This is a genomic window from Prosthecobacter gellanilyticus (assembly GCF_007992435.1).
Classification (GTDB): domain Bacteria; phylum Verrucomicrobiota; class Verrucomicrobiia; order Verrucomicrobiales; family Verrucomicrobiaceae; genus Prosthecobacter; species Prosthecobacter gellanilyticus.
The window spans coordinates 66,067-87,696 of the sequence record NZ_BKAG01000016.1; the positions used below are offsets into that span (position 1 = coordinate 66,067).

Sequence of the window (21,630 nt, forward strand, 5' to 3'; positions counted from 1 at the left end):
TTTACTCGGCCTGACGGAGGTAGGCGACGATGTCTGCCACGTCCTGGGCGGTCATGCCGAGCATGGTGGCGCTCATCATGAGGGAGCGGTCCATCTTCTTGCGATTGGCGATCTTGTTTCTGGCCACGAACTGGGTCTGACCGCCCATGCTGCGGACGATGAAGATGTCACCTTCGCTGAGGATCATGCCGTCGATCTTGGTGCCGTCTTTGCAGGTGATGGAGACACCGTCAAAACCATGCGCGATGTCCTTGCTCGGCTCGATGAGAGCCTGGGCGATGATATCACTCGGCTGGCTGATGCCCCAGCCCTGGAGGTTCGGGCCGAACTCAACACCCTGGCCATTCAACTGATGGCACATGACGCAGCGAACGACGAGTGACTGACCGTGGGCGATATCGCCTTTCAGCTTCATGACTTCCTCCACCTTGATGGTGCTCGGGATGGCAGGCGGTGTCTCGATGGTGACCAGCTTCACAGCATCTGGATCGAAGATGCCCTGCTTCTTCAATTCGGAAGCGATGCCGAACTCAGCCCAATCATTGGTGCTGCGGTTGATCAGCCACCACATGGCATCTTGATGGATCGGAGCCGCCTTGTCCTTGGCAGCGGCGAGCATGGCCTGCGCGGCGCTGGCATCTTTGATGAAGGCGAGGGTATCGACAGCCAGCTTGCGCTCAGCCGGAGTGAGCTTGTCACTGGTGGCGCGGACCTGAAGGTCAGACACGGCTTCGACAGGATGCAGGCGCCAGGTGAGGCGGGCGAATTTCTCCGTCCAGTCCAGCGGGTTGCCATCGAGAATCTCCTTCAGCTTCAGCCAGACAGGGCCTTCCTTGCCGGTGCAGCCAAGTCCCCAGGCTTCGAGGTAGGAGCGGTCCTTGCCATCGTAGCGCTTGGCGAGTTCGATGAGGATGTTCTGGCTCTGCGCAGCGGGCACATCACGCATGGCCACGGCGACCTCGGCACGCACAGCAGCAGAGGCATCGTGCACCATGGCGCTGATGATATCGAGCACATCCGCATTGGCGGCGCGGAGGGCGCGAAGAGCCACAAGACGCTGGTGGGCCTCATCCGACTCGAGCCAGATGCGGACGCGCTGGGTGCCAGCCTCGCCAAGCTGAGCGAGCAACCAGACGGCCCGGGCAGCGACATACGGATTCTTGTCTTCCAGCAGAGCACCGACTGCCTTGGAGGAAGCGGCACCTTTTTCCTCCAGACGTGTGAAGGCCACGTGACGGACGTTCGTGGCGGGAGACTTGAGAGCAGCGATCTGGCCTTCGGGACTTTCGAGATCGAGCTTCGGCGAGACGGGCTTTGTGCCTTTGGCGATGACACGGTAGATGGTGCCGCTGCAGGTTTCATCTGTGTCCATGTGGCCACCGGTGCGCTTGTCAAACCAGTCGGCGATGTAGATGGCGCCATCGGTGCCGACGCAGACATCACTCGGACGGAAGAGCGTGTGGCGCTCGTCGGACATGTTGTCCTTGCCGCCGACGAAGTCGCTACCTTTGAAGACACCGGTGGTGTTCGTGGTGCAGAAGTCGAAGCGCTCCAGCTTCATGGCCGCGCCATCAGGCTTCGGAAGATAACCAAAAACAACGTTACGACCAGTCTCGCAGCTCAGCAGCATGCCATTCCATTTGGAATCCAGCGCGCCGTTTTCATAGAAGGCCATGCCGGTGGGTGCACCGCCGCCATAGACATCGCCCGCAGGCAGGCTGCCGGGATCATCCTGACGCCATTCAGCGGTGGGAATGTCCTGGCCGGGGCGCTTGTCAGCGCGCCACTGGCGCTTGCCATCGGCAGAGAAGAAGCCGAACTGGCCGCCTTCGATGAGATGGCTCACGCGGCAGGCTGGCGGATCATCATTGTCATTGAGATACATGTCTCCGAAGGAGTTTTTCACGCCTTCAAAGCTGTTGCGATAACCGAAGCCGAGAACGCGCGCACCGTGGCCGCTGGGGTCGATGCTGGCCGTGAAGCCGCCGACGTAGACGTGGCCGTCATCACTCTTCTCGCCGGTATAGGGGTTGTTCAGGTAAGCGCCGCCGATGCGGAAGGTGGTGCCGCTTTTGTCGGTGAACATCGCGCCACAGTTGCCATTGCTGAAATACCAGCGGCCATCAGGTCCGGCGTAAACGCTGTGCAGGCTGTGGTCATGCTGCTGCTGCTCGAAGCCATTGAGGAAGATCTCGCGCGTGTCGACGGCGGGATCAAACTTCAGGTCGCGGTTCACATCCACATACTTGATGATGTTCGGCGCATTGGAGACGAGCACTACGTTATCAAACACCGCCACGCCGAGCGGGCACTCGAGCTCCTTTTCGCGCACAAAGACATGGCTGCTGTCAGCCTTGCCATCACCATCGGTGTCCTGGAGCACGCGGATGGCATCACCCTCGCGGCTGCGACCACTGTGACGGCGGTAGTTCACACCTTCCGCGACCCAGATACGGCCCTGGGCATCCACATCCATGTTGGAGGGATTGTAGAGCATGGGCGAGGTGGCCCAGACGCTGATCTCAAAGCCTTCAGGAACCTTGAACATGCTGGTGTCCAGATGCTCTGGCGTGACCTTGGAAGCATCGAACGCAGGCTGGCTCAGGTCCGGTGTGAAGGCTGGCTTGCCCACGGCATAGTTGGAAGGCTTTTTGGGCTTGTCCGGAGCGGCAGAAAAGACCGTGGCGGAGAGGCCAGCGGCGATGACAAGCAGGGCGGAGGTGGGGCGCAGCATGAGGGGGCGATGATGGAGGGGCGCAAAGAACGGGCAAGTCAGAGTTCATCTTGCCCGGCGGGGTGTTTGTTTTGAAAGTGGACTATGGCGGGACGGAAACCCCGGATTTTTGACCCCTGAGAACAACGAGGGACATAGAGGCGTGAAAAGAAAAAGACCGTGGCCTGATGACCACGGTCTTTTTGAAATCACGTTGAGGTTCTGCCAGCTTACTGCTCAGCCGCGGCGTTGCGGTTCTGGATGTAGGTGCTGCGGACGGCCGTGTAGGGGTCGATGGCGTTGGCGGTTGCCTCCTTGTAGAGATCGAGCTGGCCAGGCATGGCGCGGATGGTATTCCCGGTCGGCGGGATCCAGGCCCAGTCATCGGCATCACCCGTGAAGACAAAGCCCCAGTTGATGGGGTTCAGCACATAGTCTCCGCCGGAACCCACCGCCTCACGCAAGGTCGTCGGGCCCATCACAGGCACCACGATGTAGGGTCCATGGCCCATGCCCCAGGTGGCCAAGGTTTGGCCAGTGTCCTCAGCAGGCACGTCCTTGAGGGAATCGATCTTGTCCGAGACCTTGAAGAGGCCGCCGACACCGGCAACGGTGTTCACGCCGAACTTCTGCGCCTCTTTGCCAGCACGTCCGAACTTGCCCTGCAGGCCGCTGTTCACGAAACGCACGGGGAACTTCACGTTCTCATAGGCGTTGTCGATGCTCTTGCGGACAGGCTTGGGGAAGATCGTGGTGTAGGTCTTCGAGATGGGTGTCATCACCCACTTATAGAACTTGTCGTTGAAGGCGAAGGTGGCGCGGTTCAGCCCTTCGAGAGGATCACTGACCACAACGGTGTCACCGTAGTCATCGAGCGCATCCGTGCCGCCCGAGGCCGGTGCCTTGGCCGCAGCCCCGGGCTGTGAGGCCGAGGCTGGAGGAGTGTTTTTCGGCGTGGCACAGGAGACGAGCCCCAGGGCCACGAGCGGGAGGAAATGATGCAATTTCATGAGGGACGGGAGACGGATTGTTCGAGCGAGCGAATGACGGCCTCAGCACCGCCTTGCTTGAAACTGGCATCCAACTGGGACCGGTAGTTCGCCACGAGGCTGACACCTTCGATCACCACATCTGCAATCCTCCAGCCACCGATCTGCTCCATGCGGTAGATCACGGAGTAACGGCTGCCTTTGTAAACGAGGGTGGTCGGGACATCGACGCGACCGGAGGCCGGGTTCGTCGCGGCCTTGTAGTCAATGGTCGCGGTCTGACCCGGAGTGAACTTGTTGCTATAAGTACGGATGACCAGGGTGGTGAAAAGATCCGTGGCCTTCGCCTGCTGCGCGGAGCTGAACTGCTTCCAACCCACGCCAACCGCGCGGCGGGTCATGGTCTCAAAGCTCACCCGGCGCTGCAGCACGGAACGCGCGCTGGAGGCGAGGGCAGAGCGGCTGGAGGCTCCGTTGGCGATGCCCAGCACCTCATCAATGGTGGAGCGGAGGGTGGCCTGGGCTTCATCTGCGGCAGCTCCGTGAGTCAGGAGAGGAGCAGCCAGGATCAGGGCGATAAACGGGCGGCGGTTCATGGATTGGGTGTTTTTCCAGGGGCGGGCTCAGCACCCTCCGCAGCGCTGTTTACGCTACCGAAGGCCATTTTGCCAATTAGAGATTCGATATCGACGGAAGATTCTGTCATAGTGATCTGCGCTCCTGCCGCTAGATACGTCTCATCCGCGCCCGGGGATAACGCGACATATTTGTCGCCGATCAGGCCGGTGGTTTTGATGGAGGCCATGGAGTCGGTGGGCAGCTTCAAACCGTCCATCACACGCAGCGTGGCGATGGCGCAGTAATCCTCCGGATTCATGCGGATGGCATCTACCCGGCCGACGGTGACACCGGCGATGAGGACGCTGCTGCCCACATTCAGTCCGCCGGCATTGGTGAAGCGGGCCTCGATGGTATACGTGGGGCCGCTGACCATGGAACCAGCACCGACTTTGACCGTCAGCCAGACCACTGCGGCAAGACCGAGGAGGACAAAGAGACCGACGAGGAATTCCAGCTTGGATGCTTTCATGAGTTCAATGGGAGAGGTGCGCTGCTCTGGCGCAGGGCGGCAATGGACCGACTGAGAGCAAGGGTGCTGTCACGGAAATCGCAGACAAACCTGTCGGTGGAGGTAGAAAAAGCTTCGGGTGTGCCCGCGAAGCGCATGGAGCCGCCATCCAAAAGTGCGACATGATCACTGATGACCAGCACCTCGGCCACGTCATGGGTGACGATGACAGCGGTGAAACCAAACTGGCGCTGGTACTTCACGATCATCTCAAACACCGCATTCCGGCGGAGGGGATCGAGACCGGCGGTGGGCTCGTCAAAGAGCACAAGCTCAGGCCGGGTGACGATGGCGCGGGCCAGGGCGAGACGCTTTTGCATGCCGCCGGAGAGCTGGCTGGGGTAGCTGTCCGCGTGGGTATCAAGCTCGAGCTGCTTCAGCGCCTCTAGGCTGCGTTTGCGGACCTCCGCAGCGCTAAGATCGGTCGTCTGCTCCAGCGGCAGCTCGACATTTTCGAGCGCGGTGAGGGAATCAAAGAGCGCGTTGTGTTGAAACAGGAAACTGCAGCGGCGGCAGAACTCAGCGCGGGCGGCAGGCGCATCCACATCGAGCGCCTTGCCATCAAAGTGGATCGTGCCGGCATCGGGACGCTCGACTCCCGCGAGACACTTGAGGAAGACGGACTTGCCGGTGCCGCTGCGGCCTAACACGGTGACCACGCGGCCATGGGGCACATGAAGGTCCACACCAGTGAGCACGGCATTGTCACCAAAGCTTTTCGTGATGCCCTGGACCTCAAGCAGCATGGATGATGGAGAGGCGGTGCTCATCACAGCAGGAAGGAGGTGATCACGTAGTCCGCCGCGAGAACGGTCACACAGGACAGAACCACCGCACGGGTGGTGGAGGCGCTCACGGCACGTGCGCCGGTGGCGGTCTTGCAGCGGTGGGCATTGAAGCCGTTGTAACAGCAGAGGGACACAGTGAGCAAGCCGAAGACCGCGGCTTTGACGAAGCACTCCATGACGTCATCCGGCTCCACCGCACGCTCCACGGAGGCCCAGTAGACGCCGGGTTCGAGGCCTAGAAGCATGGAGCCCGAGAGCCAGCCGCCCCAGAGCCCGACAGCCACAAAGAGAGCTGTCTGCATGGGATAAACGAAGAGCGCGGAAATGAGGCGCGGCGTGATGAGGTAACCGTGGCTGCTGACGCCCATGGTCTCCAGCGCGGCGATTTGCTCTGAGTTTCGCTGAATGCCGAGTTCGGCGGCGAGGGCTGAACCCGCCTGCCCTACCAGCATGAGTGCCGCAAGCACGGGGCCGAGTTCGCGAACCAGACTGAGTGAGACCAGAGCACCGAGCAAGCTTTCCGAACCGAAGCGGTTCAGCACGTGGTAGCCCTGCAGTCCGAGCACCAGTCCGGTGAAGGTTCCCACAATCAGAATGACCGGCAGGCAGCGGGCACCCTGCTCAAAAGCGGCACGCAGCACCCGCCGGAAAAGCTTCCGCGTGGTGAGAGCGCTGCGGAATGACTGCGCCGTGAAAACGGCAAAGTCACCCAGCCCGCGAACGAGAGAGAGAGAATGTGCGCCAACTGAACGAACCATGAATCGGGAGGACTGATCAAGAGAACTGGAAATCTGGCGTGGCATTAACCACGATGCAACCTGCGTGAGAGATTGTTCTCCGCTGTCTCTACCGTATTAAGAACGGTTAATTACATCTGATCTGCCTTTTTTGTTACTCCACAATCATGCGCCCCCTCCGCTATACCATCAATGTCACCGTCGACGGCTGCTGTGATCACATGGCCGGCATCCCGTGCGAAGAACTGCATCGCTACGCCGCCGCAGGCATCGAGCGATCTGATGCCATGCTCTTTGGCCGGGTGACTTATCAGATGATGGAGACGGCCTGGCGGCTGCCGATCACCTCGTGGACGATTCCTGAATGGATGGAACCCTTTGCCCGCACCATGGATGCAGCGAAGAAATACGTGGTGTCCAGAACGCTCAAGCAGGTCGACTGGAACACCGAACTCCTGCATGGCGATCTGGCCGAGGCCGTGCAGCGGCTCAAACAAGAACCCGGAAAGGGCATCGCCGTGGCCGGCACCCAGCTGGCCCTGGCACTGACGGAGCTAGGCTTGATTGACGAGTACGAGTTCATCATTCATCCCCGCATCGCCGGACATGGACCGACGTTGTTTGCGGGGCTCACGAAGTACGTGGATCTGCAACTCGTCGACCATCAGGACATTGGTGCCGGTCTGGTGGTGATGAAGTATGCGGTGAAGAGGTAGGCCCGCTTTCCAGATTGGCCTTTCGTTATTCGGGCTTCGTCATTCGTCATTCTCATGCTATCCCGTGCGCTCCCATGCCCGGCATCACCGTCTCCAACCTCCACTTCGCCTATCCCGGCAGCCCGTTTCGGCTGCGGGTGGAAGGCTTGGAGGTGGCCGAGGGTGGATCGCTGGCACTGCTAGGTCCGAGCGGGGCAGGCAAAACGACCCTGCTTAGGCTGATGTCAGGACTCGTGGAGCCTGAGAAAGGCACCGTAAAGCTCGGTGACCAAACGCTGACCGGCCTGAGCGAGGCGCAACGGCGTGCCTTCCGGCTGAGCCAGATCGGGCTGGTGTTTCAGGACTTCGCGCTGCTGGATTACCTGACGGTGGAGGAGAACGTCTTATTGCCGCAGCGCTTCCGTGGTGGAGCAGCCTTGTCAGAGGTCGCACTGGAACTGGCGGAGAAATTGGAGATCCGGCCGCATTGGAAGAAGCTGGCGAGCCAGCTTTCGCAGGGTGAGCGGCAGCGCGTGGCCATCGCTCGTGCGCTGGTCCATCAACCACGCTTTTTGTTCGCGGATGAACCCACGGCTTCGCTGGATGCAAAGCGGCGGGAGATCGTGATCGAGCTGCTGCAGGACTACAGCCGAAAGCACGGGGCATGTCTCGTCATCGTGACGCATGACACGGATTTGATCCCGAGGTTTCCGCAGCACGCGCGTGTGGAGGATTTTACTTCTTCATCCTCATGATCGCGCCCTCACTCCAGCTCGCGTGGCGCTATGTGGCGCGGCATCGATTGCAGACCCTACTGTTGGCGGGCGCGCTGGCGCTGGTCACGGCGCTGCCGTTGTGTTTACGCGTGCTGGTGCAGGCGACGGAGACGGCGATGCAGGATCGCGCGATCACCACGCCCCAGCTTCTCGGTGCACGTGGCAGTGCGCTGGACCTGATGCTCACGGCGTTGTACTTTAAAAGGCAGCCGCTGCCGGCGATTCCGATGCATCATCTGGCAGAAGTCCGGAAGGAGAGGCTTGGGGACTGCATCCCGCTGGATGTGCGCTTTCATGCGCAGGAGGCCCCGATCATCGGCACAGAGATCGACTACTTCCGTTTTCGCAGACTGGAACTGGCGGGTGGCAAGATGATCACGCGCCTGGGCGACTGCGTGATCGGCGCGCGACTGGCAGCACAGCGAAGTCTAAAGCCTGGAGATGCCATCTTCTCCACGCAGGAACAGGTCTTTGACATGGCGGGTGTGTATCCTCTGAAAATGCGCATCACCGGAGTGCTGACAGCGAATGGATCTCTGGATGATGATGCCGTGTTTGTGGACCTGAAGACGACCTGGCTCATCTCAGGGCTGGCGCATGGGCATGATGAAGTGGCCGAGAACAAGGAGGCTGTGCTGAAGCAGGAAGAAGGCAACACGGTCGCGAACGCCAGCGTGCGCATGTTCAACGAAGTGACGGAGAAGAACCTCGGCACCTTCCATTTCCATGGTGACAATGGCGAGTATCCGCTCAGTGCCATCATCATCGTGCCCAAGGATGCGAAGTCCGAGGCGATGCTGGCGGGACGCTACCTCAAGGACAAGAGCCCCGTGCAGTTGATTCGCCCGCGTGAGGAGTTCGCGGCACTGATGAGCACGCTCTTTGAGATGCAGACGCTGGCGCTGAGCGTGCTCGCGGTCACGCTGGGAGCAGCGCTGGCCATCGCGGCGCTGGTGTTTGCGCTGTCCTTCCGCCTGCGCCAGCGGGAGTTCGCCACGCTGGGTGATCTGGGGATCTCACCCGGGGCGCTGATCCTAACCAAAAGTTTTGAAGTCGGCATCATCGGCGGCGTGGGACTCGTCATGGCGGGAGTGATCACCGTGTTCGTGCAGATGAACGCGCATGCCTGGGTGAGGCTGATGCTGGCGTGAGAGAGATTCAAAAGTGTTTTCGAGCCGGAGGCTCGGCGGCTGGTAGCCGGTGATGAAGCGCAACCGCGGAGCGGTGGAGCGTGAATCACCGGAAAGATGGCGTCATTGCATATTTTGTTTCCGCGTCCCGGGAGTAAACCACCTTGTGAAAAACTTGTAAACCGAACAAACTCGCATGGAGCGGATTCATCCGCTCACTTCCATCACTTCTTGGCAGCAGGCGCGGTCGGCTTCGGAGCGGTCACGCCATGCATGTAGTAGGAGTGAAGGACGGTGCCTTGAAGCTGCTGGAGGTTGTTCAGCGGCGGGACGGAGGCATAGAGCAGCACATCCGCGAGCCAGCCGGAGAACTGATCCGCGCCTGCGTTGGCAGCGCCGATCTGCAGCTTGTAGAGCGGTGCCTTCGGCGCGCTCGCGGTGCCTTTGACCTCATTGGTCTTGCCGGTGGCATCCTTGACCCGCAGAATGACCTCGCCGGAGCCCGCATCCCAGGTCACCGTGACGGTGAAGGCGATGGTGGGATTCACATCCTTGGTGGTGAGGGAGGCTGAGGAATTGCCATCACCACGAACCGCAGCCACAACACGCTTTTGGTTATCCACACTGACCACCACTTCGTTGCCGCCATCGCCGGAGAGACGCATGATGTTGGTGGGGAGCTTTCCTCCGTCTGCCTGGGCGACGAAGGAAAGGGTCATGCCCTTGGGCTGCTTCGGAGCCGCCGAGCCAAAGGGGAACTGGTTCTTCTCCCCCCCCGGGTCATTCATCTGCATGGCGCTGCCCTTGCCGCTGCGCGCATGGAAGTCGAGCACCGAGCGGCCGCCATTCGGACCGGCGACATTCGCCGGAGTGGATGCCCAGACGCTGCGCCGCGGCCCCATGTCAGCCTTGGGATCCAGGGCGCGGAGATAATTATCTTTCCCACGCGGAGAGAGGTCATGCCACTGCGTGACGATGTCCTTCTCAGACGCGCCTTTGCCGTCCGCCTTCTTCAGACCGGTGTTCGCCACCAGATGCAGGCAGAGATCGGCATCCGCAGGCGGATAGGCGCGGTCCATGGGCAGCTCGAAAGCGGTCTTGCCGGAATCATCGTTAGCCACGCTGGGAGCCGGACTCGGCGTGCGCTTTTCCTCGCCAGCTCCGCGAGTGAGGAAAAAGGCGGCCGCGCCGAGGGCGATCACACCCGCCGCGACGAGGGCGATTTTGAGTCCGTTCGATCCGGAGGATTTCGCAGCCGCATGTTTCGGCGGAGCGGCAGGACCGCGATGACCGCCGACGAGCCGAGTACTGCCTACCGGTTTGGAAGGCGTGCGCCGTGCGGCGGGGCTGCTGCTGGAGGAAGGTAGCTGCTGGGTGAAGCCACCCACCTCGATGATGGGTTCCGCCACTGGAATGGCCTCCAATGGCACGGGCTCCGTGGCATAGGCGGCCTGAACCTGCCCCGTCTGATACACGGGCGGCACCTGACCCGTGCCATAAGCAGGCACCTGCCCGGTGGAATAGTACATGGGCTGCACCGGCACGGAGCTGGTGGTGGGTGTGGCCATCGGCACACCGCCCGTGCCATACTGAGGATACACCGGCATCTGCCCGTAACCCATGGGCATCCAGGGCATGATCTGCGGTGCCGAGGCCATCTTTTCCCAAGCACGAAATTCCTCGATCGCCTGCTGGGCATTCACGGGGCGGTCCTCTGGCTTGCAGGCCATGAGGCGCATGACCCAGGCACCAAGCCAGGGCGGCACATGCGGCGCCACGATGTGCAGGGGCACCAGATCGTGGTTGATGTGCTTGTCGATCACCGTGGCCACGGAGTCACCATCAAAGGCTTTGCGGCCGGAAAGCGCTTCATAGAAAACACAACCCAGGGAGTAGAGATCCGTCTTGTCATCCACTGGTCGCCGGGTGAGCTGCTCCGGCGCCATGTAGTGGATGGACCCCATCACCGTGCCGCTCTGATCTTCCGTCTGCTTGCGCGCACGCATGCCGGCACGGGCGAGACCGAAGTCGATGATCTTCGACTGCATTCGGCCGCCGGGCAGACGCTCGACCTTGATGTTCTCCGGCTTGATATCGCGATGCAGAATGTGGCGCTGATGCGCGCCAAGCAGAGCCTCAAGAGCCTGGTTCGCCAGTTCCTTGAAGTCATCGTAATGCAGCGGGCCGCGAGCGACCACATCCGCGAGGTCCTCACCCTCCAGCAACTCCATGACCATGAAGAGGCCCTCGGCATCACTGGCCACGTCAAAGATGGTCACGATGTTGGGATTGCGCATGGAGGCCAGCGCATCCGCCTCACGCCGCAGGTCAGCGGTGAGCTTTTCATCACCACTGATATCGTTGGCGCTCATGAGGCGCTTGATGGCAACCCAGCGCTTCAGCTCGTTGTCGTAGGCACGATACACGGCCCCCACGCCACCTGCGCCGAGCTGCTCATAAATCTTGTATCGTTCCGCCATCCGTTTGTTGAGGAGTGATTGAATTCATTCAAGGAAAACCTGAATGCTGCTTCTTTGGCAAGGAGGATATACGTTTGAGAATGGAAAATTAACCCCAATTGATCTCTGAGACCGCTCTCGGAGACACATTTCCTCGGCATGGACAAGCAATGCCCGGAGATGAGGGGAGCAAGGGGCACCTTCGGCGGCTTGAAAAATGTTGAGGTTTTCAGAGCCACCAAAGCCCCCCCATGAGCCAGCCTGCCAAAAACAGCGTTTTTCACCCAAGAAAAGGCGACCTTTAAGCTTGACGATGAACGTTTAATGAGGGGTAAAAGTGGCCCAAAATAGCAATCTGGCAAGGAAGTTGCTTGGCATGGGTATAACCAGGGGTATGTCCCCTGCCCCAAACCTAACCCCCCTAAAAAACCCATGATGCTCTACCTTAGCCGCGCCTTTGTTGAATTCGGTCCTTTCCCGACTGATGAGATGACCAGTTTCTACCAGCGAGGCCTCCTGAAAGACAGCGACTACGTCCGCGCTGAGAACACTGACAACTGGCTGCACGTCAACGAGTGGGCTGACTCCCTCCCTGCCGCTGAAGCCCCTGCCGCGCCTGCGCCGAAAAAGCCCGCCGCGAAGAAAGCCGCGCCAGCACCAGCGCCCGCCCCTGAGCCTGCCGCTCCTGTGGCCAAAAAAGCCGCCGCGAAGAAGGCCAAGAAGGTCGCCTGATCCCAAAGATCAGCGAAATCTCGCCTCATGCCCCGCCGGATCTTCCGGCGGGCAGGGTGACACACCGTCTCTCGATCTGGAGATTCGGAATCAATCCTCCAGATCCACCTCACCACGCCAGGGACAGATGCCGCGCTTCGATGGAGCGCTGACAAAGTCCAGCAGGCGTGAGGCGGGTTCGGACCACTCGCGCTCACGGGCGATGGCGAGTGCCTGAGAGATGTTTTTGCCAGAGCAGAAGAGGAGCTTGAAGAGATCCTTGATGGCGGCGCGTTGCTCGGAGGTGAACCCCTGGCGACGGAGGCCGATGATGTTCAGGCTGGTGATCCGGTTCGTACGCATGGCGGCGCAGAAATGCGGGATGTCCTTGCCGAAACTACCGTTCCCCTGGATCACGCACGAATCACCGATGCGGATGAACTGGTGAAACACGGCGCCGCCGCCGATGAAGGTGTTGTTTCCCACCTGGATGTGTCCGGCGAGCAGGCAGGCGTTCGCGAGGATGTTCTTGTTTCCGAGCTGCACGTCGTGCGCGAGATGCGCGCCGACCATGAGGAAGTTCCCTTCCCCGAGGCGTGTGGCGCTGCCAGGCTTGCTGCCACGATGGATGGTCACATGCTCGCGGATGACATTGCGCGGCCCCAGGATCACGCTGCTGTCAGTCTCCGTCTTGAAATGAATGTCCTGCGGATCCGCGCCGATGACAGCCGCACGACCGATGACGCAGCCTTCGCCAATCTCCACACGGCCCACGATCTGCGCATGCGCCTCGATGCGGGCGCCTGCGGCGATCTTGGCCGGACCATCAATGATCACATAGGGTCCGACCTCGGCACTGGGATCAAGCTCGGCCGAGGAATGAATGACGGCGGTGGGATGGATGGGCATGGTGGAGACGGCAGTCTATTCGTCCGCCGTCCGGCGCTCGCAAACGGATTCCACCACCGGTTTCGACGATGACATCAGCCATCACTCAGGCTCGCGCATGAGCTGGAGGACTTTGGCGCGATCCACAGGAGCAGCAGGCTTTGGTGCAGCCGTAGCAGCAGGTTTCGGAGCGGCAGGCTTGGGCTTCGATGCAGCAGGCTTTGGCGTCGTGCGCTTCGGCTGGGCGGAACGAGGTTTCGGAGCTTCCTGGGGCCGAGACTGCGGCAAGGGTGCCACGGTAAAGGCGCTGGGCTGGCCAGTGGGCACCGGGGCTGCCGAAGGCGGAGGAGTGACTCTGACAAAGGAAGACTCTTCCGAAGATCTGGCGGGCCCGCCAGCCTGCCTGACGAGGTGATGCCCCTCAAAGCGGAGAAACACGCCATCAATGAAGATCTTCGAGGTTTCCGTGGTGGCTTGATAGAGGAGACCACCTTTTTTGACGACCGATATGCCGCGCAGCTCAGCCTCGTTGGCATTGAGGAAAATCTCAGGCGCTGTCGCGATGATCGCCGGCACGCTGTCCTTCACCAGCAAGGCACCACCGGTGGCGAGGTAGGTGGGATTTCCCTGCGCATCGCGATCCGTGCGGATGCTGCTGGCATGCAGCGTGGCGATGCCGAACTGGCGTGAGGTCTTGTACTCACTCTTCAACTTTGCGGCATCGTAACTGAACTCGATGGGTTCGGGAGCCGTCGGCAGAGACTGGCACGAGACAATGGCAGCAAGCGCCACGGGGATGAGGCAACGGTGAATGAGGGACATGGGGGGATGGGCAAGATACGCTTGGGAAATACCATCCCGCCACTTCGGAATGTAAGGATTCGTGAGGGAGGCGCAGGAGGCCAGCCCACTCCACCGCGATCCACTCGGATTGACTCGGATCCCGCTCAAGGCGGCCACCTTGCTCCGAAAGTGGAGCCCGCCTCCGCCAGCTCCATCCACGCCGTCCACCGCAGATCGGATCCAGTCGGATTGACTCGGATCGCCCCCCTTTCCGTCTCGTCATTGGTCTCCTCTTTCTGAAACCACAGTAAACAACCGTCAACCACAGTAAACAACCGTAAACGGCTCCGTTCCTTGGTCATTGAGTTTTGGTCATTGGTCATTCCCCACATAGCCCCTCACTCTCCACCACACCCGCCCACCTCCAAAGGGACCCAAGCGGACCCTTTGGACACCGTCCCTCGGCCATTCTCACCAGCGCTCCCTTTATTTATTTTTGCCAAGCCATGCCTTTTTCTGCCACACTCAGGAGTCGGTCGTCCATAAACACTCTGAATGGCCACCACCTCCCATCCACTCGATGCCGCCTCCGCTCCGGACGAGTCCCTGACGCGTCAGGCGCTGGACGGAGATGACGATGCCTTCCGCGCGCTGCTGGCCAGGCATCTGCAGCCGCTGCGTACCTACCTGGCACTGCGCGCGCCCCTGCCGCAGGTGATTGATGAAGTGGCGCATGACACCTTTGTGTTTGCCTATCAGCATCTGGAGGATTTCCGCACAGGTTCGCTGCAGCCCTGGCTGCGCAGCATCGCGCACAATCTGCTGCGCGATAAACTGAAAGCCTATGCCCGGGAGTCGGCGAAGCAGGAGCGCTACCTGGATCATCTGCGTCTTGAGCTGGCACAATCCACCAGCGATTCAGCAAGCGAGCATCATCGCGCAGACCAGCTTCGTGTCTGCCTGGGCAAACTCCGGCACAGCCAGCAGGAGATCCTGGACCTGCGTTATGGTCATGAGCTGAGTAGTGATGAGATCGCGCGCCGCACAGGCCGCAGCACATTGGCCGTGCGCACGCTGCTCATGCGGCTGCGGCAGCAGCTTCGTCAATGCATCGAATCTCAACCCACGGAGGCCCTGTCATGAAACCTGAGGAGATCATCGACCAAGCACTGCGCGACGAGCTGACCGAAGCGGAGTGGCAGGCGTTGCAGCAAGATGCGGAGGCACTCGCTGAACTGAGGCAGCAGATCCAGATGGATGCCGTGCTGCGCGTGGCTTTGGCGTCGAAGGACAAGAGCGAATGCCTGCAGGAAGCCATCATGGCGAGTGTGGCGACTCAGTCCGGTGAAGCGCTGATGGAGGAGATCGAAAAAGCCACGATCGGGCATCGTCGTGGCGCGCGGCGGAGACTTGGTAATCCGCTGACGCAGTGGCGGACCTTCACCACCACACGCTGGAAGCAGATGGCAGCGGCGCTGGTGCTGGGATCCATGCTCGGCAGCCTCGCCTGGCCTGACATGGTGGATCAGTTGGGACTGGGAGAGATCGTCGCGCAGCGCACGGGCACGCCGGTGCCTGTGCCCGGAACGGTCACCCCTGAAGCACCAGCACCGATGGTGGCGCAGCAACCGCCCGAACCAACTTTGCCAAAAGAAACACCTCCCGTACCGCTGGAAGTGGCGAAGGTGGAGACGGCACTGAAGATGCCGGTGATCGAAGAGCCCGTGAAAGCGCCTGAAAAGGTGAAGGAAGCTCAGACACCCGCTCTGGTTGCCAAGACTCCAGCCGAGCCTGTGCCCGCGGTGCCCACACCTGCTCCGAGAGCACCGGAAATGCAGGAGAGCGCCCTGCCCACGCCGATGCGCCTGACTTCGAAGCCATCACCCGACGCCTCGGGTGATGCCGCCTTGACGGTGCAAGGAAAGGTAGACTTTGAAAAGCATGTGCTGCCGCTGCTGAAGCGCTCCTGCTTTGAATGCCACAGCAGCACGCAGAAGAAGCCGAAGGGAGACATCCGCCTGGATGATCTGGCCGCCATTCGCGAAAAGAGCCGCACGGACAATCTGGTGTTCCCGCACAAGCCGGACAAGAGCAGCCTGATCCGCAGCATCACCCTGCCCAAGGATCATGAAGATGCCATGCCGCCCGAGGGTAAAGGCACACCGCTCACACCGGAGGAGTCGGGCCTGGTCCATCGCTGGATCGAGGAAGGCGCGGACTTTGGTGAGTGGACTTCGGAACGCGCTCGAGAAGTCAAAGTGTCCACGGAGAGTGAATCAGTGAATCCCGCACAAACACTGAAGACCGCGCAGCGCATTGATGAACTGATCCGCCAGGATCTGGAGAAGCGCGGACAGACCGTGCGCAAGCCCGCGCCAGATCTCATCTGGGCACGGCGTGTGCATCTGGACCTTGTGGGGCGCATCCCGACCACGGATGAGATCCAGGTCTTCATGGCGGACAAGTCACCTGACCGGCATGCCAAGCTGGTGGACCGCTTGCTGGCCTCGAACGGGCACGTGAGCCACATGTTTAACTTCTGGACCGCCCTGCTGCGTGCACGCGATCAACTGGATGGTGATGTGAAGGGCTCTTTCTACCTCGCCTGGATCAAGCAGAGCATCCGGGATAACAAACCGTATGACCAATGGGCGCGTGAACTGCTGAGCCCGGAAGGTTATGGCTGGCGCGCACCGGCAGCGGGATATTATCTGCGTGATGGTGCCAACCGCGCGGCGAACATCGAAAGCACGGCGAGCCTTTTCCTCGGCCTGCAGATCTCCTGCGCGCAGTGCCATGATCATCCCTATGACCGCTGGACGCGGAAGGACTATCATCAGTTCATGGCCTGGACCTCCGGCATCCAGATGGGCACCCAGGCAAGCAAGGTGGGCCAGGTGGAGTCTGAGGAAATCAAGAAAGCCGTGGAGCGCTATGACAGCATGGCCATGAACCGCATGGATCCTGAGCGCCGCGCCAAGTATGCGCGCATCAGCAGCGCCTTGGAGAGCCTGCAACTGGCCGCCGGTGGCGCCGGTGTGACGAATGGTGAAGGCACCGCCGCAAAGCTTCCGGATGATTATCAATACAAGGATGCGAAGCCAGGTGACCTCATGCCTGCGGCAGTGCTGTATGGAGAGCCTCCCACTCCAGGTCCGCGGCCTGCGGACACGCTTGCGGACTGGATCACCGCACGTGAAAACACGCGGTTCAGCCTCGCCCTGGCAAACCGCCTGTGGGAAAAACTTTTTGGCCTGCCCTTCGCAGGCTCGACCGAGCAGGTGAAGGAGATCGCTGACTGCGCCAATCCCGACCTCGCGCAGTATCTGGTGAATGTGGTGCGGGACTCGAAGTATGACCTTCGCCAGATCCTGCGCGTCTTCTGCCTGACACAGGCTTATCGCAGTGAATCATCCGTGCAACCTCAGGAAGCCACTGAGGTAACCAACTATGCGTTTGCAGGTCCCGTCCTGCGTCGTCTGCAGGCGGAGCAGGTGTGGGACAGCATGATGGCACTCGCCGTGCCGAAGCTGGATGAGAACCTCGACTTTGACCCACCGGGCGTGAAGGAACTGGAGAAGGCCGTGACTGCCACCAAGGCCAGCGAGGTCACCACCGTGGCTCGCAAGATGGCTACCGATGAGGAGAAAGCGATGACCGCCGAGCAGCGGCGCGCACGGCGCATGGGTGAGATGGCGCAGGAGTTTGCAGGCGGCGGCTTTGAGCGTGCCTCGGAACTGCCGCAGCCGACACCAGCGGGACACTTTCTGCGTCTCTTCGGCCAGGGGAACCGTGACTTCATCGGTGACAACTGGAGCGCCACCACAGTCCCGCAGGCGCTGCTGATGCTCAACAGTGACTTCTTTGATCATGTGGCCCGCTCGGGCAGCCCGCTGAACACAAGCCTGCGGCGCTACATGAATGCGCGTGATGTGGCCCGCGGAGCCTTCCTGGCCATCCTGACACGCGAGCCTGAAAAAGCGGAACTCGAAGCCTGCATCGAGATTTTGGGCGAGTCCCGCAATCCGAAGTCGATCGCCCGTGCGCTACTTTCCACCGCTGAGTTCACCTTTCAAAAGTAAAATAGCCCTTCCCTGCCATGAAAAACGAACTGTTGCGCCTCGATGAACCCAGCCGCCGTGCCTTCATGCAGCGGCTGGCGAAGACCTGCCTGGGAGTCAGCCTGATCCCTCGCGCCGGACTGGCTGCCGCGCCTAACCAAACCTCTGGCAATCTGGAGAAGCATGCGAAGCATGTGATCTATCTCTACATGCGCGGAGGCATGAGCCACATCGACACCTTTGATCCGAAGCCGAACGCACCTGCGGGTTATCAAGGCCCCGTGCGCACGATCCAGACGAAGGCTCCTGGACTGCAGCTTTCCAACTTCTTCCCCCTGCTGGCGGAGCAGGGGCAGAAAATCGCCGTGGTGAGATCCATGACCCACACTCAAGGCGCGCATGAGGAAGGCTCTTACAAGGTGATGACGGGCTTCGAGACCTCCGTGTCCATGCGGCATCCGGCACTCGGTGCCTGGGTGGCCAGGCAGGTCGTGGATGGCCACTCCACGCTGCCACCCTACATCCGTCTCGGCGGCCTGGCAGGACATCCGAGCAGCGGCTTTCTAGATGCGCGCTATGCGCCGGTGCCCGTGCTGGATCCGAGCAAGGGCATCGAGCACACGAAGCTGCAAGGCGGTGACTCCATGACCGCGCTGCGACGTCGCACCAGCCTCGCGGATCGTCTTAATCAGGGCTTCATGCAGAAGTATCCGACGGATGACGTGAAGGCGCATGTGGATGTCTATGCAGATGCCGTGAAGCTGATGACGAGCAAGGAGCTGGATGCCTTTGATCTCAGCCAGGAAAAGAGCCAGGTGGTCGAAGACTATGGTGGCGGCGACTACTTTGGTCGTGGTGTGCTGCTCGCCCGCCGCTTGGTCGAGCGCGGCACGAAGTTCGTCGAGGTGGAGCTCGGCGGCTGGGACACCCACACGAACAATTTTGCGCAGGTCGAAGGCTTGGCCAAGCGTGTGGACCAGAGCGTGTCGGCCCTGCTCGCAGACCTGGAAGAGCGTGGCCTGCTGGAAAGCACACTCGTGGTCCTGACAACCGAGTTTGGCCGCACTCCAAAGCTCAGTGGAGACGGACGCGATCATCATCCGATCGCCTTCTCCTCCATGATCGCAGGCGGACAGGTGCGTGGCGGACAGGCCTATGGCAAAACGGATGTCTCGGGCACTCGCGTGGAAGAGAATCCCGTGAGTGTGCTCGACTTCCACTCGACCATCGGAACCCTGCTGGGCATCCGCACGGATGACATGGTATCCGCAGGCTCCGCGGGGAACTTTAACATCCATGGCGGCAATGGTGCGCGGCGTGGTCGCACGATCACGGAGCTCATCGCTTGATCACCGGCTCATCCACCTTTCCTCACGCTCATGATGCTCCGTTCACTGCTCTTCGTCATCACGGCTTCCATCGCATCGCTGGTTGCCCAGACGGCGCCGGAAAAGCTCACGTATTTTGACGAGACCACGATGCGTCATCTGACGCTGGAGAAGGCTGACTTTGGCAACACCAATGTGACCGTGCGCTTCGCCGGTGATCCTGGATCCATGGGCATCTGGACGGGCAATGGGCCGAGGAAGGACAAGTCGCTCACCTTTGCACGCATCGCGGGTGAGGGAGAAGATCGCGGCACTTACTTCACGGCTGAGATCAGCGAGTCGAAGGTGGTGATCGGCTATCGCGAAGGTCAGAAGCAACCGCAGGATGCCGGCATCAACGGTCTCTACAAACGCGCCAGCGAGGCGAAGCTGCTGCAGCTCTACAAGAAGGAGTTTCAGGCCGCGAATGACCGACTGGTGGCTTCGCTGAAAAATGCCACCAAGACCTGGGCACCCGCGGATCGTCCAGCTCTTCTAATCTGGAAGGATCAGTGGACAGCGTTGCGGCAACGTTGGTTGGACTTGGCGATGCCCAAAGCAGCAACAGTGGCGGAACCGAAAACCGAGTCACGCTTTGCACCCGCGAAATCTGCCGAACCAACCGCAGAACATTGGCTGCAGATGGCGCAGTCCACAGCGAGGGCGTATTACTTCATCGAGACCATGCCAGACCCGAAAACAGGCTCCGGCTGGGACGGTGAGTATGATGACCTCGGCGGCGGTCATGCCAGCCTGCGCCTGGGCAAGGATGGCAAGCTGCGCGTGAGCCTGAGTTCCGCGCGCAAAGAAGGCCAGGATGCTTCTCAGATCGATGGCACGGCTCCACCCGAGAAAGTCATCACCAGCAAAAGTGGCGAGATGACCGCCGAGTTCACCTTCAGCGATGGCGAGGCGACCGTGAAGACCAAACCCGCCACCTTCAAGCTGACCAAGATCGGCCGATACCTTCAAATCGAAAGCCAGGACGCCACGCCCTATGTCGGCAATGGATGGTATGATGGGATCTATCGCGGAGCCCCGGTGCCGCAGGGATAGTGATTCATTGGAGCGCGGAACTCCGATTCCGCAGCAAGGTGGAGCGGTGAGTAGATCTTACGATTTACCGGCGATTGTTTCGTCCAGCTGAGGTTTGGAATGATATCGCGGCTCTCAGCGCCGTGTTCGATCAACCTTGGAAGAAGGTGTGGAGTCTTGCGTGCGTTCGTCACGGCTGCGGAATCGGAGTTCCGCGCTCCGCTGACGGCCACCTCACGCCATCACCCGCAGCTCAGTGGCTTGAGGACGCATGACCGCAGCAGTAATCTGAGGGAGATTGACCAACTCAGGCGTCACCGGCAAATGGCGCGTGGCCAAGGCCCACTCCAGGCGGAGATACTCGGCGATGGCACTCGCAAAGCTGAGCTGGAAGAAGTCAGCCACAGCAGCCCAGACGGTGAGGAAATGGCCGTGCGTGGTGCCATTGTCGCAGGCGGTGCGGTAGTGGCCGAGCAGACCCTGATAGCGGGCCTTGTTCGTGGCTTTGAGCAGGAGTCGGCCAGCCTCCACGCTGCTTTCAGCTTCCTCGGCACTCAGCACCTTGGAGAAGGCAGCATCGGCGGCGAGCAGGGCTTGGAGATTGGAGCTGTGCACCGCTTGCCAGACCTCGCGAAAATGCGGGGCGAGGGTGGAAGCGAGCAAACCTTCGGTGAAGCGAGCCCACTCCTGAGCGATCAACTTTTCCGAGGCAGGGCGCGAGGTGGCCCAGTGCACATGATCCCGGCGCTGGCGGATGCTGGAGAGCAGCCACTGCACCCAATCCAGGCCGCGAGCCCAGTCTTCCAGGGCTTCGGTTTCGGTCTCGTGAGGGTCGGCGAGGACGGTCAGCGAACGCAGCGGCGGAGTGGCTCCTCCCGCGGGCAGGCGCGGTTCGGTGTCATCCATACGTTGCAACAATCGAAACATCCGTGGAGTATCGTGGATCTGCTGAAATCCTGCGAATGATAAAGTTTCCATGGCTGCAATTGCATCACTTGACATACCCTCTTCTGACAACGCCGCGACGCCACGCTATCAATGTATGCGTTGCGGAAATTGCTGTCGCTGGCCGGGGGATGTGAACGTGACGCCGGAGGAGGTGCCGGTCATCGCGAAATACCTCGGCATGGAGGAGGCGGACTTCATCGAAAACTGCACGCGGCTGAACGCCAATCGCACGGGCCTTTCGATCATCGACAAGCCGAACGGCGAGTGCCTCTATCTGGAAGGCCTGAACGTCTGCCGCATCCAGGCCGTGAAGCCGCACCAGTGCTCCGGGTTTCCGAATGTGTGGAATTTCCCCGGCTGGCGGGAGAAGTGCGAGGCCATTGAAGTTTAAGCAAGAGTTCTCGGTTCGCCGTTCCCAGTT

General features: G+C 60.8%; 19 protein-coding genes. 9 read left to right on the plus strand and 10 right to left on the minus strand.

Annotated elements, in window-relative coordinates; genetic code table 11:
* Position 1 precedes the first annotated feature (1 nt).
* From BGE01nite_RS12810 to BGE01nite_RS12835, 6 genes are all read right to left on the minus strand, one after another.
* Entirely contained in the window at positions 2-2,734 is a 2,733-nt protein-coding gene (locus BGE01nite_RS12810) for a PVC-type heme-binding CxxCH protein (RefSeq protein WP_146850867.1), read from the minus strand.
* 209 nt (positions 2,735-2,943) lie between these two features.
* Positions 2,944-3,723, minus strand: coding sequence for an MlaA family lipoprotein (locus tag BGE01nite_RS12815; RefSeq protein WP_146850868.1), 780 nt, complete (start codon positions 3,721-3,723; stop codon positions 2,944-2,946).
* Complete coding sequence (locus BGE01nite_RS12820; RefSeq protein ID WP_146850869.1) at positions 3,720-4,298, minus strand: MlaC/ttg2D family ABC transporter substrate-binding protein; 579 nt, start codon at positions 4,296-4,298, stop codon at positions 3,720-3,722. The genes BGE01nite_RS12815 and BGE01nite_RS12820 overlap by 4 nt, the downstream gene beginning before the upstream one ends.
* Complete coding sequence (gene mlaD, locus BGE01nite_RS12825) at positions 4,295-4,792, minus strand: outer membrane lipid asymmetry maintenance protein MlaD (protein ID WP_146850870.1); 498 nt, start codon at positions 4,790-4,792, stop codon at positions 4,295-4,297. The genes BGE01nite_RS12820 and mlaD overlap by 4 nt, the downstream gene beginning before the upstream one ends.
* Positions 4,789-5,601: an ABC transporter ATP-binding protein gene (locus tag BGE01nite_RS12830; RefSeq protein ID WP_146850871.1), complete on the minus strand. Its 813-nt coding sequence runs from the start codon at positions 5,599-5,601 to the stop codon at positions 4,789-4,791. Before BGE01nite_RS12830 ends, mlaD begins: the two co-directional genes overlap by 4 nt.
* Complete coding sequence (locus BGE01nite_RS12835; protein ID WP_146850872.1) at positions 5,601-6,377, minus strand: MlaE family ABC transporter permease; 777 nt, start codon at positions 6,375-6,377, stop codon at positions 5,601-5,603. Before BGE01nite_RS12835 ends, BGE01nite_RS12830 begins: the two co-directional genes overlap by 1 nt.
* A 146-nt stretch (positions 6,378-6,523) precedes the next feature.
* Here BGE01nite_RS12835 and BGE01nite_RS12840 point away from each other — a divergent pair, with 146 nt between their 5' ends.
* The 3 genes from BGE01nite_RS12840 to BGE01nite_RS12850 all read left to right on the plus strand — a co-directional run bounded on the left by BGE01nite_RS12840 (position 6,524) and on the right by BGE01nite_RS12850 (position 8,978).
* Positions 6,524-7,072, plus strand: coding sequence for a dihydrofolate reductase family protein (locus BGE01nite_RS12840; RefSeq protein WP_146850873.1), 549 nt, complete (start codon positions 6,524-6,526; stop codon positions 7,070-7,072).
* A gap of 74 nt (positions 7,073-7,146) precedes the next feature.
* The gene (locus BGE01nite_RS12845) at positions 7,147-7,806 is read left to right on the plus strand and encodes an ABC transporter ATP-binding protein (RefSeq protein WP_146850874.1); all 660 of its coding nucleotides are present in this window, start codon (positions 7,147-7,149) and stop codon (positions 7,804-7,806) included.
* Positions 7,803-8,978: an ABC transporter permease gene (locus BGE01nite_RS12850; protein WP_146850875.1), complete on the plus strand. Its 1,176-nt coding sequence runs from the start codon at positions 7,803-7,805 to the stop codon at positions 8,976-8,978. The genes BGE01nite_RS12845 and BGE01nite_RS12850 overlap by 4 nt, the downstream gene beginning before the upstream one ends.
* Positions 8,979-9,181: 203 nt before the next feature.
* Here the strand turns inward: BGE01nite_RS12850 and BGE01nite_RS12855 are convergent, their stop codons facing one another.
* Positions 9,182-11,437: a serine/threonine-protein kinase gene (locus BGE01nite_RS12855; protein WP_146850876.1), complete on the minus strand. Its 2,256-nt coding sequence runs from the start codon at positions 11,435-11,437 to the stop codon at positions 9,182-9,184.
* 411 nt (positions 11,438-11,848) lie between these two features.
* Here BGE01nite_RS12855 and BGE01nite_RS12860 point away from each other — a divergent pair, with 411 nt between their 5' ends.
* Positions 11,849-12,148: a GYF domain-containing protein gene (locus BGE01nite_RS12860; RefSeq protein ID WP_146850877.1), complete on the plus strand. Its 300-nt coding sequence runs from the start codon at positions 11,849-11,851 to the stop codon at positions 12,146-12,148.
* Between the two features lie 90 nt (positions 12,149-12,238).
* Here BGE01nite_RS12860 and lpxA read toward each other — a convergent pair whose 3' ends face one another.
* Both lpxA and BGE01nite_RS29285 read right to left on the minus strand, forming a co-directional pair.
* Positions 12,239-13,036 (minus strand): acyl-ACP--UDP-N-acetylglucosamine O-acyltransferase, encoded by a 798-nt coding sequence (lpxA, locus tag BGE01nite_RS12865; RefSeq protein WP_146850878.1) that lies wholly within the window; start codon positions 13,034-13,036, stop codon positions 12,239-12,241.
* Positions 13,037-13,117: 81 nt separating this feature from the next.
* Complete coding sequence (locus BGE01nite_RS29285) at positions 13,118-13,837, minus strand: hypothetical protein (protein WP_176601359.1); 720 nt, start codon at positions 13,835-13,837, stop codon at positions 13,118-13,120.
* 516 nt (positions 13,838-14,353) lie between these two features.
* Here BGE01nite_RS29285 and BGE01nite_RS12875 point away from each other — a divergent pair.
* Genes BGE01nite_RS12875 through BGE01nite_RS12890 form a run of 4 tightly spaced genes read left to right on the plus strand, consistent with a single transcriptional unit; the run spans position 14,354 to position 20,282 of the window.
* Positions 14,354-14,941 carry an RNA polymerase sigma factor gene (locus tag BGE01nite_RS12875; RefSeq protein ID WP_146850879.1) on the plus strand — a complete coding sequence of 196 codons (588 nt, stop codon included), beginning with the start codon at positions 14,354-14,356 and terminating at the stop codon, positions 14,939-14,941.
* Positions 14,938-17,880 (plus strand): DUF1549 domain-containing protein, encoded by a 2,943-nt coding sequence (locus tag BGE01nite_RS12880; protein ID WP_170266765.1) that lies wholly within the window; start codon positions 14,938-14,940, stop codon positions 17,878-17,880. The genes BGE01nite_RS12875 and BGE01nite_RS12880 overlap by 4 nt, the downstream gene beginning before the upstream one ends.
* A 17-nt stretch (positions 17,881-17,897) precedes the next feature.
* The gene (locus BGE01nite_RS12885) at positions 17,898-19,208 is read left to right on the plus strand and encodes a DUF1501 domain-containing protein (protein ID WP_146850881.1); all 1,311 of its coding nucleotides are present in this window, start codon (positions 17,898-17,900) and stop codon (positions 19,206-19,208) included.
* A 30-nt stretch (positions 19,209-19,238) separates the two neighbouring features.
* On the plus strand, positions 19,239-20,282 hold the full coding sequence (locus tag BGE01nite_RS12890; protein ID WP_146850882.1) for a hypothetical protein: 1,044 nt from the start codon (positions 19,239-19,241) through the stop codon (positions 20,280-20,282).
* A 213-nt stretch (positions 20,283-20,495) separates the two neighbouring features.
* Here the strand turns inward: BGE01nite_RS12890 and BGE01nite_RS12895 are convergent, their stop codons facing one another.
* On the minus strand, positions 20,496-21,167 hold the full coding sequence (locus tag BGE01nite_RS12895; RefSeq protein ID WP_146850883.1) for an urease accessory UreF family protein: 672 nt from the start codon (positions 21,165-21,167) through the stop codon (positions 20,496-20,498).
* Between the two features lie 136 nt (positions 21,168-21,303).
* Between BGE01nite_RS12895 and BGE01nite_RS12900 the strand changes: the two genes are divergently transcribed.
* A complete protein-coding gene (locus tag BGE01nite_RS12900) occupies positions 21,304-21,600 on the plus strand; it encodes a YkgJ family cysteine cluster protein (RefSeq protein WP_281292052.1) in 297 nt (98 codons plus the stop codon).
* The last annotated feature ends 30 nt before the right edge of the window (positions 21,601-21,630 follow it).